This is a genomic window from uncultured Allobosea sp. (assembly GCF_945956895.1).
Classification (GTDB): domain Bacteria; phylum Pseudomonadota; class Alphaproteobacteria; order Rhizobiales; family Beijerinckiaceae; genus Allobosea.
Window position 1 is genome coordinate 1 of the sequence record NZ_CAMFJF010000070.1, and the last position, 14757, is coordinate 14757.

The window sequence follows — 14757 nt, forward strand, 5'->3', positions numbered from 1 at the left end:
ATGGAATCAATCAGCGCCCAACCACGCAACCTATTTAATAGGTCCTGAGCCTAGTGTTCGAGATCGACGCAGAGCTGTGGGAGGAGTTATCCGCAGCGGAGCAAGAGCACGAGATTTATCTGGCAGCCCAGGAATATGCTGCATGGATGCGTTCACTCTCCCTGTCTCAGCACTGGGCAGAGCGAAGGCGAGCCGAGCTGAAGGTCGCCAAGGCATTCAGGACCGCACTTCGCGACGTTGAGATCGAGCCTTTCCGCGAGGGGCTCAAGCGCTCTCAAACGCGCCTGTTGAAGTTGCGGATCGAGCGCGCTACCGGCTTCGTGCCCGGTCAGGCTTGAGCCAGAACTGGGAGACGGCTTGATTCCGCCAAGAGGCGAGAGCTGCCGCTGGGCTACCGTGTTCCGGCGCCAGCCGGGCGGCATTGATCAAGCCCCCAATTCCTGCCAACAGAGCCGTCATGGTTTTGGTCCTGAAGCGCGCTGACCAGCAGGGCCGCAAGGCGCCGTTCCCGACGGCGGCAACGAAGCCACCCTCCACCATAGACCGTTCGATGACGGGGACCCCATGAGCCGGCTGGACAGTTTCATTCGCCGCCTTGAGGCGCAGCGCACGGTCCTGAACTGGGCTGCGGCCTCCATCCAGGGGCGGGAAGGGCTTGCGCTCGAACTGGGGCTCGGCAACGGGCGGACCTATGACCATCTCCGGGAACTGCTGCCGGATCGCGATATTTACGTGTTCGAGCGCGACCCGCACCCGAACCCGCTGTCGAGGCCGCCCACGCGTTTCCTCGTTGTCGGGGATATGGCGGAGACGCTTCCGGCGTTCACCGAGGAATATGGGGCGGCTGCCGTGTTGATCCACGTCGATGTCACGACCGGCGTGCCCGAGCGGGACAAGATCGCATTTGCGTGGCTGCCGGCCCGCGTCGCGGCGCTGGCGATGCCCGGTGCGATCGTCGTGAGCGGCTGGGCGCTGGAGCACGAGGCGCTCGAGGTGCTTCCCTTGCCCGAAGGGGTATCGGAAGGGCGCTATTTCGCCTATCGACGCGCGGGTTGAGAGGCGGGCAGCCGACATTCTTCTCGAAAGCTCGGGTGGTCCCTTTAGGTCGGGGGCAGGTTCACGTCGGCTCCTGCTCCGACTCATCCCATGACGATGCATGACCGCTTTCTCATTTGAACCGATTGAAAACGCGGCCGGTTGGGCGCATTTCTAGGGCGCGCGCCGCCGTCGCGGCGCCGAGAGGTTCCGGTCCCTGCCATGCTCGACAAATCCGCGCCGCCCCGCACGCTCAAGCTCAACGCCGCCGACAATGTCGTCGTGGCCGTCGATCCCGTCGATATCGGCGTGACCGCAGCCGGGGTCGAGGCGCTGAAACGGATTCCGCGCGGGCACAAGATGGCGATCGCACCGATCGCCAAGGATCAGCCGATCCGCAAATTCGGCCAGATCATCGGCTTCGCAACGGCCGATATCGTGCCGGGCGACTGGGTCCATGAGCATAATACCGGCTTCCACGCCTTCGAGCGCGATTACGCCTTCGCCGCGGAGGCCAAGCCCGAATTCGTGCTGCCGGTCGAGCAACAGGCGACCTTCGAGGGCTTCCGCCGGGCCAATGGCAAGGCCGGCACGCGCAACTATGTGGGTATCCTGACCTCGGTGAACTGTTCGGCCTCGGCCGCGCGCTTCATGGCCGAGGAGGTGAAGCGCTCCGGGCTGCTCGCGGATTATCCGAATGTCGACGGGGTGATCGCGCTGACCCACGGCACCGGTTGCGGCATCGACTATAATGGCGAGAGCTTCGAGGTCTTGAAGCGCACGACCTGGGGCTATGCCTGTAATCCGAACATGGCGGCGGTGCTGGTCGTCGGCCTCGGCTGCGAGGGCTTCCAGATCAGCCGCATGAAGGAAGCCTATGGCGTCACCGAAAGCGATGTCTTCCGCACGCTGACGATCCAGGAGACCGGCGGGACGAAGAAGGCGGTCGCCGCCGGCATCGAGGCGCTGAAGGTGATGCTGCCGATCGCCAACCGGGCGAAGCGCGAGACGGTGCCGGCTTCCGAGCTGATGCTGGCCCTGCAATGCGGCGGCTCTGACGGCTATTCCGGCATCACCGCCAATCCGGCGCTGGGCGCGGCCGTCGACATCCTCGTCGAGCATGGCGGCACGGCAATCCTCTCCGAGACGCCCGAGATCTACGGCGCCGAGCACCTGCTGACGCGCCGCGCCGCGACGCGCGAGGTCGGCGAGAAGCTCGTCGGCATCATCAAGTGGTGGGAGGACTATACCGAGCGTGCCCGGATGAGCATGAACAACAACCCCTCGCCGGGCAACAAGGCGGGCGGGCTCACGACCATCCTGGAGAAGTCGCTGGGCGCGGCCGCCAAGGGCGGCACCAAGACGCTCTCGGCGGTCTATCATTATGCCGAGCCGGTGAAGGCGAAGGGCTTCGTCTATATGGACACGCCCGGCTACGATCCTGTTGCGGCGACGGGGCAGGTCGCCGGCGGCTCGAACATCCTCGCCTTCACGACGGGGCGGGGCTCGGCCTATGGCTGCAAGCCGACGCCTTCGGTGAAGCTCGCGACCAATACGCCGATCTACGAGAAGATGATCGACGACATGGACATCAACTGCGGCGACGTGCTCGACGGCGTTTCGCTGGAGCAGAAGGGCCGCGAGATCTTCGAGAAGCTGCTCAAGGTCGCCTCGGGCGAGCGGACCAAGTCCGAAGAGCTCGGCTATGGCGATGCCGAATACGTGCCCTGGCAGATCGGCGCGACGATGTAGTTTTTCAGCGCGCCGCTTGAACCCGGCGCGCGACCGAGGCGACCAAGGATGGCTCCGGCGCTGCCGGGGCCATTTTTGCATCGGCCCGGATTCCCATGAAGACTCTTTTCCTCGTCACCATCCCGCGCGTCCTGCTCGGGTTGATTTTCCTCATCAGCGCCGTCGACGGCTTCTGGTGGCTCGCCACGGGCGTGAACCTGATCCATCCGCCGACCAGCCCGCGCGGCGTCGTCTTCGAGACGGCCTTGCAGGATTCAGGCTTCCTCTGGCCCTTCATCAAGGCAGTCAACCTGACGGGCGCGTTGAGCCTGATCTCGAACGTCGCGCCGGCCTTCGGGCTCGCACTGATCGCCCCGGTCATGGCGGTGATCGTGCTGTTCCATGCCACGATCAACCCGCAGGGCCTGCCGGTCGCCGTCATCCTCGTGGTGCTGGGCTCGATGCTGGTCTGGGCCTATCGCGACCGCTATGCGGAGATGTTCCGGTAGGGCCGGCCCTCACAACGGCTGCGTCATTCCGGGGCAGGCCGCAGGCCTGAGCCCGGAACCCAGAACCGATGCCGCCATGAAATGAAGTGCCGATCTCGCCGCGGCTTTCGTACAAGCGGAGTCGGTTCTGGGTTCCGGGCTCTTCGCTGACGCGAAGCCCCGGAATGACCGCGGCGCTTCGACTGCCAAATCTAGAGCGAAAACCCCGTCAGCCTCTCGCGCAGCCCTTCGATCCTGTCGGCTGCGACATTGGCGATGGCGATGCGCAGGTGGTTCTCTTGTCCGGGGCCGAAATAGGGACCGGGCAGGGCGAGCACACCGCAATCCTCGACGAGGCGGCGGGCCACCTCTGCCGCCGGAACACCCCCGAACGGATGGGCGACATAGGCGAAATAGGCGCCGGCCGAGAGCACGCGCCAGCCGTTGAGCGGCGCCATCGCCTGGCGGAAGAGATCGGCGCGGGCATTGATCTCGGCGCGGTTGCGCTCGCGCCAGTCGCGGATGCCGTCGATGCCCCAGGTCACCGCCGCCTGGCCGGCCCGGACGGGGCTGATCTGGACGCAGTCGAGCACCTTGCCGATCTGGGCGAGCGTCGGCTCGCCGGCGGTGATCGCACCGAGGCGCCAGCCCGGAATCGCATAGGCCTTCGAGAAGCTGTAGAGGCCGATCACCGAATCCTGCCAGCTTGTTGTCGCGAAGACTTCATGCGGCTTCGCAACGTCTGCGGGCAGGAAATCGCGATAGGTCTCGTCCAGCACCAGCCAGATGCCGCGCCTGGCGCAGAGCGCGGCGAAGGCGGCGATGGTCTCCGGCGGATAGACCGAGCCGGTCGGGTTGTTCGGGGTGACGAGGACGATGGCGCGGGTGCGGTCGTCGATCAGCGCCTCGGCGGTGGCGGTATCCGGCACGAAGCCGGCTTCGGGCGCGCAGGGCAGCGGGCGGGCCTCGACGCCGAGCATGGTCAGCGTCATCTCATGGTTGAAATACCAGGGCGTCGGCAGCAGCACGTTGTCGCCGGCCCGCGCCAGCGCCATCATCGTGACGACATAGGCCTGGTTGCAGCCGGAGGTGATCGCAATCTCGGCCGGCGCGAAGGCCGTGCCGTAGATGCGCGAGATTTCGGCGGCATAGGCCTCGCGCAAAGACGCGTCGCCGGTGATGCCACCATAGCGCGTGCTGCCGGGTTCAGCCGCTGCGGCGGCGAGCTTCTCGAGCAGGGCCGCCGGTGGCGGAGCGCCGGGGACCGCCTGGGAGAGGTCGATCAACGGGCCGCGGGCGCCGCCATAGGCGCGCGCCCAGCCCTGGGCCTCCGGGATCGGCGGCGTGCCGGTATCGATGAGATCGGGATTGAGCGGGGCGGTGGCGGTCGTCGGCATGGTGCATCTGATTTGCGGCGTGCGCGGCTTTCCGTCAATCGCCTTGGAAGCGTGGCAAACCCGCGCCATATCTGGAGGACTTCCAATCCAGCGATCGGGCGGGAGCATGCAGGACGAGACCGAGGATGCCATCGCCGCGCTGCATGCGCTGCTCAACCGGGCGGACAGCATCGTCAGCTTCACCGGCGCCGGCATCTCGACTGAATCGGGCGTGCCGGACTTCCGCACGCCCGGTTCGCCCTGGATGGTCAACAAGCCGATCCCCTACGACGCCTTCGTCCAGAGCCGCGAGGTTCGCATCGAGGCCTGGCGCCGCAAGTTCGCGATGGACGACCATTATCGTGGCGCTAAGCCCAATAGCGGTCATCGGGCGCTGGCTCGGCTGGTGGCGGAAGGGCGCTCGCCGGCCATCGTCACGCAGAATATCGATGGTCTGCACCAGGCTTCCGGCGTGCCGGAGGACAAGGTGATAGAGCTCCACGGCAACGGCACCTACGCGACCTGCCTGACCTGCGGCTGGCGGCATGAGCTCGCGGCGATCCGGCCCGTCTTCGAAGCGACGGGCGAGCCGCCTGCCTGCATGATCTGCGCCGGGCCGGTGAAATCGGCGACGATCTCCTTCGGGCAGGCGATGCCGCAGGAGGCCATGAAGCAGGCACAGATGCTGGCGCTGGAATGCGACCTGTTCCTCGTCGTCGGTTCCTCGCTCGTGGTCTTTCCGGCGGCGACGCTGCCGGTGATCGCCAAGCGGCAGGGGGCGAAGCTCGTGATCCTCAACCGTGAGCCGACGGAACTCGACCCGATTGCCGATCTCGTCGTCCGCGCCGAGAGCGGCGCGGTGCTCGGCGCCTTGCCGGGTTAGTCTCGCGAGGCGAGCGCGAGCCTGATCGCGAGGCCCCCGAAGACCGCGCCCATCAGTCGTTGCGGCAGACGCGCCAAGGCAGGCCGGCTCGCCAGCGCCTGGCCGATGCGGCTCGCCGCGAGGATGACGATGCCGTTCGTCAGAAAGCCCATGACGTTCAGGATGGTCGCGAGGACGATGACCTGAAGCGCGATGGAGCCGAGCTCCGGTCTCAGGAATTGCGGCAGCAGCGCGAGCATGAACAACGCCATCTTCGGGTTCAGCAGATTGGTCCAGAGGCCCTGCAGGAAGATGCGGCGCAACGGGACGGCGGCAACGCGGCCGGGTGCGAAGAGCGGCGCCTGCGAGCGCAGGGTCGTCCAGGCGAGATAGGCGAGATAGGCCGCGCCGACCCAGCGCAGCACGTCATAGGCCGTCGGCACAAGAATGAAGAGCTGGGACAGGCCGAAAGCTGCGGCGAAGGCCTGGAGATAGCTGCCCGTCGCGATGCCGGCATAGGTGAGGAGGCCCGCCATTCGCCCCTGGCTGAGGCTTCGCGAGGCGATCAGCAGCATGTCCGGGCCGGGCGTGGCCGTGAGGACCGCCGCCGCGGCGGTGAAGAGCGCGAGCGTGGGCAGGTCGAGCATGGCGAATCTCGCTGTGTGGAGTTTCGGCATCATGCCATAGCCCCAGTCGCGGCTGTCACGCGTCCGCCGATGAGCTGGTCTGCCCGTCCGGCAACCCCGCCAGATGATGTGGACGACTGATCGGGGGCTGTATCCTGAATCGGCAGCAATGGTATCGTAACAGTGCGAATCAAGCGTTGCGCGTGGGGGTGAGCGGCACATGTCCGACGAATTCGGTGAGAGCGGGCGGCCACCGATGGGTCCCATCCAGTCACTCAATCGTGTCATGCGGCTCGATGGGCCGGGCGGCCATGCGTCGGAGGTGCCGGTCGAGGTCACCGGCTACGTGAAGTGGTTCGATGTCTCCAAGGGCTATGGCTTCGTCGTGCCGGAGACGGGCGGCGCCGATGTCCTGCTCCATGTCACGATCCTGAAGCGCGACGGATTCAATACGATAGCGGAAGGTGCTCGCATCGTGCTCGAAGCCGTCGAGAAGGCGCGGGGCCGTCAGGCCGTGCGCGTGCTCTCGATCGACACCACCTCCGGCCGCCACCCATCCGAGATGCCGATGGCGCGCACCAATGTCGCGGTGTCCCCGACCAGCGGGCTCGAGCGCATGGTGGTGAAGTGGTTCAATCGCCTGCGCGGTTTCGGTTTCGTCTCGAAGGGCGAGGGCGCTCCCGACATCTTCGTGCATATGGAGACGCTGCGCCGCTATGGCCTCGTCGAGCTGGTGCCGGGGCAGACGGTACTGGTGCGTTACGGGCCGGGGCCGAAGGGGCTGATGGCCGCCGAAATCCATCTGGAGCAGAATGCGGCCGCGACGGTGGCGCACTGAGGAATTGTTAAGCTTGGCGGCAACCATCCGGGCGCCGGCCCTGCCGTCTGGGACGTTTTGCCCGCGATAGCGCGGGTGCAGGCTTTCGGCTTTACGCTTCATCAATCCGGATCGTCATGATGGAGGGCTTCTTCGGAGGCCGGACCATCGTTCTTCTGATCAGCGATTGCGAGGAGCGCCGCCAGGCGTTGCAACGGACCCTTTCGCTTTGGGGGCCATGCGTTGCGCTGTCGCCGTCCCAAAGCAGCCGCGAGATCGACGAGAGCCGCTCGCTTCTCGTGGTCGATCTCGACCTGTCCGGGCGCAAGAGCATCGAAACGGCGCGCGCGGCGCTTGCGCCGTATCGGCTTGCCGGCGCGCCCTGCATCTTCCTTCTCCGGGACATGTCGAGCCGCTGCCAGATGCAGGCCAATGCTCTCGGCGCGACCGATATCCTGCCTGCCGATATCCCTGTCACGGTGCTGCTCGACAAGATCGGGCTGATGCTTGCGCCGCCGGATCGGCCCGGCCCGTCGGCAGCGTTGCAGCAGCGCTTCGTGGCCGCCTCGGCGGCGCTTTCCGACCTGATGGACGCCGCCGAGCGTGGTGACGGTCTGCCGGTCGAGGCGATCGACGACAGTGTCGAGGCCGTCAATCGCGCCGCCGACGGGGGCGATCTCGACGGCTGGCTCGATATGGTCTGGCGGCACGACGACGCCACCTACCAGCATTGCCTGCTCGTTTCCGGACTGGTGGCGGCCTTTGCCCAGCGAATCGGCTTTCGGGAGGCTGATCGGCGACTGATGACCGAAGCGGCTGTCCTGCACGATATCGGCAAGGCCCGGATTCCCCTGGATATCCTGCGCAAGCCCGGAAAGCTGACGCCGGCCGAGCACGAGATCATGAACCAGCACCCGCAGATCGGCCATGACATGCTGGTCGCCCAGGGCGGCTTCGCGCCGGCGGTGCTGACCGCGGTGCTCTCGCATCACGAATATCTGGACGGCTCGGGCTATCCGCACGGGCTCGCCGGCGACCACATTCCCGATCCGGTCCGGATCATCACCATCTGCGACGTCTACGCCGCCTTGATCGAGCGGCGCAGCTACAAGCCGCCGATGTCACCGGCGGAGGCCTATGCGGTTCTGGTCGCGATGGGCGAAAAGCTCGATCTCGATCTGGTGCGGGTCTTCGGAGAGATCATGCTGGACGCATCGATCGCCCGCCTCGGCCGCTACGGGGCCCATGTGTCCAAGCGCGGGACCGATACCGCCGCCTGATCGTGGAGTGCCGGACTGAATATCGTGTTCAGTCCGGCGCCCCAGCTCTTTGATCTTGCATCGGGTTTGCCCGAAAATCGCGTGCCGTTTTTCGGGCTGGTGCTTCAGCCGGGATCAGACCGCGAAGGAGGTGCCGCAGCCGCAGGAGCTGGTCGCGTTCGGGTTGGTGATGCGGAAGGACTGGCCGATCAGGTCGTCGACGAAATCGATTGTGCAGCCTTCGAGCAGGTCGAGCGAGGTTTCGTCGATCAGCACGGTCGCGCCGTCGCGCTCGATCACAAGATCGTCCGCAGCCTTTTCCTGATCCACGTCGAAAATGTACTGGAAGCCGGAGCAGCCGCCGCCGGCAACGCTGACGCGCAGCATCGAGCCCGGCGGCTCCTGCGCCATCACCGAGAGAATCCGTTTGGCGGCATTTGCGGTGACCGCGATGCCGCGCGGATTGACCGCAAGATCGGTCGACATGGTCAGATGCTCCTTGCACCCTGGTTGCCTTGAAAGGTAATGGCCCGGCAGCGCCTCTACAAGCATGGGGCTGCGACGAGGCCGCCATGCCCTATCCACAGAGCCCGATCCCGCCGGTTGGCCACGAGCCTGGAGAACGCTGGCGCGCGCCCTATGCCTGCCGCTCGACGACGAGCCGCGGCCGCCTCGTGGCGGAGCCGGTTTCGGCGACGCGCGGCGAGTTCCAGCGCGACCGCGACCGCATCATCCATTCGACCGCCTTCCGCCGGCTGAAGCACAAGACGCAGGTCTTCGTCTCGCATGAGGGCGACCATTACCGCACGCGCCTGACCCATACGATCGAGGTGGCGCAGATCGCCCGTGCGCTGGCGCGCGCGCTCGGCCTCGACGAGGATCTGGCCGAGGCCCTGGCGCTGGCGCATGACCTCGGCCACACGCCCTTCGGCCATACCGGCGAGGATGCGCTGGAAGAATGCATGGCCGGCTTCGGCGGCTTCGACCACAACGCGCAGACACTGAGGATCGTGACGCGACTGGAGCGGCGCTATGCCGATTTCGACGGGCTCAACCTGAGCTGGGAGACGCTGGAGGGGCTCGTCAAGCATAACGGCCCGCTGCTCGACCACGCGGGCAGGCCGACGGCGCGCTACGCCAAGAACGGCATTCCCGTTGCGATCGTCGAGTATCAGCAGCGTCAGGACCTCTGGCTCGACAGCTATGCCTCGGCCGAGGCGCAGGCGGCGGCCTTGGCCGACGACATCGCCTACAACGCCCATGATATCGACGACGGATTGCGCGCCGGGCTGTTCGGCCATGCCGAGCTTCGGGCCGTGCCGTTCCTCGCGGAATTGCTCGACGAGATCGAGCGTCTGCATCCTGGGCTGGAGCGTGCGAGAGCGACGAACGAGCTGGTGCGACGGGTGATCACCCGCTTCGTCGAGGATGTGATCGCAGAATCGCAGCGGCGCCTGACGGCGCTTATGCCCGATGATGCGGATGCGATCCGGCGGGCGGATGCTCCCGTCATCGCCTTCTCAGCCGTGATCGAGAAGGCCGATCGCGATATCAAGGGCTTCCTCTATCCCAACATGTATCGCCACCCGCGCATCGCGCCGATCCGGGCCGACGCGGCGCAGGTGGTGCGTGACCTGTTCGCCCGCTTCAGCGCCGATCCGGCGGCGATGCCGGAGGAGTGGGCGGCGGGTTGCGATCCGCTCGACGAGCACCGCCGCGCGCGGCGTATCGCGGACTATATCGCGGGGATGACGGACTGGTACGCGCTCGACGAGCACCGCCGCCTGTTTGACGCCACCCCCTCGCTGCGATAGGGCCGGGCGGCTTCCCATCCGCAATCGTGGCCGCAATGAACCTGTTCGAGATCTATTCCGCCCGTCTTCATACCGCGCTCTCGGCCCTGTCCGAGCGAGGCGCGCTCCCGGCCGGCCTCAATCTCGCGCGCGTCGTGGTCGAGCCGACCAAGGACCCGGCCCATGGCGACCTCGCCACCAATGCCGCGATGGTTCTGGCCAAGGATGCCGGCACCAATCCGCGTGCGCTGGCGACGCTGCTGGTCGAGGAGCTGGCGAAGGACCCGGAGATCGCCAAGGCCGAGATCGCCGGCCCCGGCTTCATCAACCTGACGCTGCAGCCGGCCGTGTTCACGGCGGTGCTGAAGGCCGCGATCGAGGCGGGGCTGGATTACGGGCGCGGCGCACTGAGGCCCGAGCCCAGGGTCAATGTCGAGTACGTCTCGGCCAATCCGACCGGGCCGATGCATGTCGGGCATGGCCGCGGCGCCGTGTTCGGCGATGCGCTGGCAAGCCTGCTCGCTTTCGCCGGCCACGACGTCACGCGCGAATACTACATCAACGATGCCGGCGCGCAGGTCGATGTGCTCGCCCGTTCCGCCTTCCTGCGCTATCGCGAGGCGCTGGGCGAGGATATCGGCGCGATCCCCGAGGGGCTCTATCCCGGCGACTATCTGATCTCGGTCGGCAAGGCGCTCGCCGAGCAATATGGGCCGGCGCTCCGCGACAAGGCCGAATGGGACTGGCTCCCGCTCGTCCGTCAGGCCGCGATCGACGGCATGATGGCGATGATCCGCGACGATCTCGCCGCGCTCGGCGTCGTCCACGATCTCTTCTTCTCGGAGCGTTCGCTGCAGGGGCGTGACGGCGACGTCAACGCCGTGCACCAGACCATCGAAGACCTGCGTGCGCGCGATCTCGTCTATGAGGGCCGGCTGCCGCCGCCGAAGGGCCAGAAGGACGAGGACTGGGAAGACCGCGAGCAGACCCTGTTCCGCGCCACGAAGTTCGGCGACGATGTCGACCGGCCGCTGCTGAAGTCGGATGGCAGCTACACCTATTTCGCCAACGACATCGCCTATCACCGCTCCAAGTTCATGCGCGGCTTCCCGGAGATGATCGACGTCTGGGGCGCCGACCATGGCGGCTATGTCAAGCGCATGCAGGCGGCCGTGAAGGCGGTGACGGGTGGGCAGGGCTCGCTCGATGTCAAGCTCTGCCAGCTCGTGCGCCTGCTGCGCAATGGCGAGCAGGTCCGGATGTCGAAGCGCTCCGGCGATTTCGTCACGCTGCGCGAGGTCATCGACGAGGTCGGCCGCGACGCGGTGCGCTTCATGATGATCTTCCGCAAGAACGACGCGACGCTGGATTTCGATCTCGGCAAGGTGGTCGAGCAGTCGAAGGACAACCCGGTCTTCTACGTCCAGTACGCGCATGCGCGCTGCGCCTCGATCTTCCGGCAGGCGCGCGAAGCCTTCCCGGATCTCGACCTGTCGACGCAGGCGCTGGCCGGCGCCGACCTCTCGACCCTGACCGACGAGGCGGAAGTCGGCATCGTCAAGATGCTCGCTTCCTACCCGCGAATCATCGAGGGCGCGGCGGCCGCGCATGAGCCGCATCGCGTGGCGTTCTTCGTGCACGAGCTGGCGAGCGCCTTCCATTCGCTCTGGAACAAGGGCAAAGACTCGCCGCAATTACGGTTCGTTAATCAAACTGATCGAAAGTCGACCTTGGCGAGATTGGCGTTCGTGCACGCAGTGCGCAGCGTCCTTGCTTCCGGTCTGGCTGTCGCCGGAGTTGCGGCGCCGGAAGAGATGCGCTGACGGAGGTTTCCGGCGGCGCGCACAAGGTCAGGTTGACCGCACAGAGTTCCCGGTTCTTCCATAGGAAGGAGCGGCTTGTGCTGGAATGGATCGTACCATGAGTGAGCCAGCTAGGAACCGTTTCGCGCTCGATCTCGAAGATCTCGAGCGCCAGCTGCGCGGAGCAGGGCAGACGCCCCGCCCGGGACAGCAGGCCGACCCGCTTGCGGAGCTGACCCGCATCGTCGGGCAGGACGATCCGCTCAAGGATATCTTCGCCGAGCGGCGCCAGCCGCCGCGGCCTGTCGCGCGCCAGGAGCCGAGTTTCGAGGTCGTGCCGCAGCAGCCGGCGCCCGCCGTTCCCGAAGCGAGCCAGCCGCCAGCCGAGATGCGTGGCGCGCTCGACGAGTTCGAGGCGTTGCTGCGCCGCACCGAGCCGCGCCGAGCGGAGGCTCCCGCGCCGGTGCAGCAGCGGCCTGCGCCCCAACCCCAGTTCGAGCCCGATTACGATCTGCCGGAGCCGCTGCCCTATAGCCGTCCGGCCGCGATCCAGGGTGCGGCGCCGCCGCGCGATCTCGACGAGGGCGCGCAGCCGCATCACGCTCCAGCAGCCTATACCAATGAGGCGCCGGCCTATGATTACGGCCATGCCCAGCAGGCGATGCCGGCTCCCGAATATGGCGAAGACGATCTGCCCGATCTCGAGCCGCGCCGTTCGCGCAAGGGGCTCTGGGCTGCCGCTGCGGTCATCGCCGTCGGGCTTGTCGGTGTCGGCGCAGCTTTCACCATGCGCGGCGGCACCGCCACGAAGGACGGCCAACCGCCGGTGATCGCGGCCGATGCCGGGCCGGTCAAGGTCGCTCCCGCCAATCCGGGCGGCGCGGAAATCCCGAATCAGAACAAGCAGATCTACGAGCGCAGCCCCGACACTCCGACGGCGCCGACAAAGGTCGTCAACAACGAGGAGCAGCCGGTCGACGTCCAGCAGGCCGCGCGCTCGATGCCGCCGCGCGTTGTTGCGCCCGGACCGAATTCCGCTGGCGGCACGGCGCTCGCCGCCGCTCCGAGCGCGCCCGAGCGCAGCATCGTTCAGCCGGAGCCGGGCCTGACTCCGATGCCGCCGGTGCCGGGCCTGGGCGAGCCGCGCAAGGTCCGCACTGTCTCGATCCGCCCGGACGGCACGCCGGCGCAGAACCCCGTTGCCGTCGACAGCAACCAGCCGATCGCGACCGGCTCGGCGCCGACCCGCTCGCTCGCCAACCAGGCGACGAACCCGGCGCAGCCGCGCCCGATGCAGGTTCCCGCTACGGCTCCGAAGGCCGAGGCTCGCGCCACGACGCCGCCGGCCGCCACCACGCCTGTGGCGCCGACCCGTCTCGCCAGCGCCGCACCCGCTCCGGCCGCTGCGCAGCCAGCGCCTGCCACGGCCGCCGTCCGCGCCGGCACCGGCGATTTCGTGGTGCAGCTCGGTGCGCCCGGCAGCGAGGCCGAGGCCCGCGCCACCTTTGCCGCGCTCCAGCGGAAATACCCGCAGCAGCTCGGCGGCCAGGCGCCAATCGTCCGCAAGACCGAACTCGCCGGCGGCAAGACCGTGTTCCGGCTGCGCGTCGGGCCTTACTCCCGCGAGGATGCGACCTCGATGTGCTCGGCGCTTCAGGCGGCCGGCGGGCAGTGCTTCATCGCCAAGAACTGACCTTTCGGCCATTGCCGAACTTATCGAACAGCGGTCCCTCGGGGCCGCCGTTTCGCATTGTGGCGGATGCATGGGCGCGCGAGATGCGGCCGGTTCCGCTGGCTGGCATCTGGCTGTAGCCTGCCGCGCGAATCGCGGGCGATCTTGCTCGCGGGCCTTTTGCCGTCCGAACGGTGCAAGGTGCGAATTCGTTCCGGGCAAAGCACCCGGACCATCTGGAGGTAACCCCATGGATCGCCGCAGTTTCGTCAAGGTCGCAGGCGCCGGCGCCGCCGGCAGCGCCGTCATAGCCGCGCCGGCCGTCGCGCAGTCGCAGCCCAAGATCAGCTGGCGCCTGACCTCGAGCTACCCGAAGAGCCTCGACACGCTCTATGGCATCTCGACCCATGTCGCGAAGCGCGTGGCCGAGGCGACCGACAACAATTTCCAGATCCAGGTCTTCGCGCCGGGCGAGATCGTGCCGGCGCTCCAGGCGCTCGATGCCGTGCAGAACGGCACGGTCGAGTGCAGCCATACCCTGTCGAGCTTCTATATCGGCAAGGACCCGGCCTTCGCATTCGAGACTTCGCTGCCCTTCGGCTTCAACACCCGCCAGCAGAACGCCTGGCTCTATCAGGGCGGCGGGCTCGAGCTCTGCCGCGCCTTCATGAAGACCTACAACATCCACACGATTCCCTCGGGCAATACCGGCGCGCAGATGGGCGGCTGGTTCCGCAAGGAGATCAAGTCGCTGGAGGACCTGAAGGGCCTGAAGTTCCGCATCGCCGGCCTCGGCGGGCGGATCATGGCGCGTCTCGGCGTCGTGCCCCAGACCATCGGCGGCGCCGACATCTACCCGGCGCTGGAGCGCGGCACCCTCGACGCGGTCGAGTTCTCCGGTCCCTATGACGACGAGAAGCTCGGCTTCGTGAAGGTCGCCAAGTACTACTACTATCCCGGTTTCTGGGAGGGGAACGCCAATGTCAGCTTCCTCGCCAACCAGGACAAGTGGAACGAGCTGCCGGCCTCCTACAAGGCGATCGTCGAGGCGGCCTGCGCCGAGGCCAATGCACTTTGCGTGGCCAAGTACGACCACAACAATCCCGACGCGCTGATTCGCCTCGCCGGCACCGGCGCGGAGCTGCGGCCCTTCCCGCAGGAGGTGATGGCGGCGGCGTTCAAGGAGGCCTTCGCGATGTATGGCGAGCTCGCCGCCAGCAACGCCAATTTCAAGACCTTCTACGATTCCTTCCTGCCCTACTGGAAGAAGGAGCAGCTCTGGTTCCGCATCGCCGA

The 14757-nt window shown here is 66.9% G+C and carries 14 protein-coding genes; 11 read left to right on the forward strand and 3 right to left on the reverse strand.

Annotated elements, in window-relative coordinates; genetic code table 11:
- The first annotated feature begins 53 nt into the window (after positions 1-53).
- The 4 genes from Q0Q02_RS20545 (at position 54) to Q0Q02_RS20560 (ending at position 3275) form a co-directional block, all read left to right on the forward strand.
- Positions 54-338 carry a hypothetical protein gene (locus tag Q0Q02_RS20545; RefSeq protein WP_293812272.1) on the forward strand — a complete coding sequence of 95 codons (285 nt, stop codon included), beginning with the start codon at positions 54-56 and terminating at the stop codon, positions 336-338.
- Positions 339-564: 226 nt separating this feature from the next.
- A complete protein-coding gene (locus Q0Q02_RS20550) occupies positions 565-1056 on the forward strand; it encodes a class I SAM-dependent methyltransferase (RefSeq protein WP_293812274.1) in 492 nt (163 codons plus the stop codon).
- Positions 1057-1257: 201 nt separating this feature from the next.
- Positions 1258-2787 carry a UxaA family hydrolase gene (locus tag Q0Q02_RS20555; protein ID WP_293812276.1) on the forward strand — a complete coding sequence of 510 codons (1530 nt, stop codon included), beginning with the start codon at positions 1258-1260 and terminating at the stop codon, positions 2785-2787.
- A gap of 95 nt (positions 2788-2882) precedes the next feature.
- The gene (locus Q0Q02_RS20560) at positions 2883-3275 is read left to right on the forward strand and encodes a hypothetical protein (RefSeq protein WP_293812277.1); all 393 of its coding nucleotides are present in this window, start codon (positions 2883-2885) and stop codon (positions 3273-3275) included.
- A gap of 191 nt (positions 3276-3466) precedes the next feature.
- Here the strand turns inward: Q0Q02_RS20560 and Q0Q02_RS20565 are convergent, their stop codons facing one another.
- Positions 3467-4651, reverse strand: a complete 1185-nt coding sequence (locus Q0Q02_RS20565) for an aminotransferase (protein WP_293812278.1) — start codon at positions 4649-4651, stop codon at positions 3467-3469.
- Between the two features lie 106 nt (positions 4652-4757).
- Here Q0Q02_RS20565 and Q0Q02_RS20570 point away from each other — a divergent pair, with 106 nt between their 5' ends.
- Positions 4758-5513, forward strand: coding sequence for a Sir2 family NAD-dependent protein deacetylase (locus tag Q0Q02_RS20570; RefSeq protein WP_293812279.1), 756 nt, complete (start codon positions 4758-4760; stop codon positions 5511-5513).
- On the opposite strand, the gene Q0Q02_RS20575 is transcribed toward Q0Q02_RS20570, so the two are convergent.
- Positions 5510-6139, reverse strand: coding sequence for a LysE family translocator (locus Q0Q02_RS20575; protein WP_293812281.1), 630 nt, complete (start codon positions 6137-6139; stop codon positions 5510-5512). The genes Q0Q02_RS20570 and Q0Q02_RS20575 overlap by 4 nt on opposite strands.
- 265 nt (positions 6140-6404) lie before the next feature.
- On the opposite strand from Q0Q02_RS20575, the gene Q0Q02_RS20580 reads away from it, so the two are divergent.
- A complete protein-coding gene (locus Q0Q02_RS20580) occupies positions 6405-6956 on the forward strand; it encodes a cold-shock protein (RefSeq protein ID WP_293812294.1) in 552 nt (183 codons plus the stop codon).
- Between the two features lie 188 nt (positions 6957-7144).
- Positions 7145-8215, forward strand: coding sequence for an HD-GYP domain-containing protein (locus Q0Q02_RS20585; RefSeq protein ID WP_293812283.1), 1071 nt, complete (start codon positions 7145-7147; stop codon positions 8213-8215).
- A 114-nt stretch (positions 8216-8329) separates the two neighbouring features.
- Here Q0Q02_RS20585 and Q0Q02_RS20590 read toward each other — a convergent pair whose 3' ends face one another.
- On the reverse strand, positions 8330-8680 hold the full coding sequence (locus Q0Q02_RS20590; protein ID WP_293812285.1) for an iron-sulfur cluster assembly accessory protein: 351 nt from the start codon (positions 8678-8680) through the stop codon (positions 8330-8332).
- 86 nt (positions 8681-8766) lie between these two features.
- On the opposite strand from Q0Q02_RS20590, the gene Q0Q02_RS20595 reads away from it, so the two are divergent.
- The 4 genes from Q0Q02_RS20595 to Q0Q02_RS20610 form a co-directional block, all read left to right on the forward strand.
- The gene (locus Q0Q02_RS20595) at positions 8767-10008 is read left to right on the forward strand and encodes a deoxyguanosinetriphosphate triphosphohydrolase (protein ID WP_293812287.1); all 1242 of its coding nucleotides are present in this window, start codon (positions 8767-8769) and stop codon (positions 10006-10008) included.
- 35 nt (positions 10009-10043) lie between these two features.
- Positions 10044-11810 carry an arginine--tRNA ligase gene (gene argS / locus Q0Q02_RS20600; RefSeq protein ID WP_293812288.1) on the forward strand — a complete coding sequence of 589 codons (1767 nt, stop codon included), beginning with the start codon at positions 10044-10046 and terminating at the stop codon, positions 11808-11810.
- Between the two features lie 97 nt (positions 11811-11907).
- Positions 11908-13482, forward strand: a complete 1575-nt coding sequence (locus tag Q0Q02_RS20605) for an SPOR domain-containing protein (protein WP_293812290.1) — start codon at positions 11908-11910, stop codon at positions 13480-13482.
- Between the two features lie 229 nt (positions 13483-13711).
- The coding region (locus Q0Q02_RS20610; protein ID WP_293812292.1) for a TRAP transporter substrate-binding protein at positions 13712-14757 on the forward strand (1046 nt) is incomplete at its 3' end.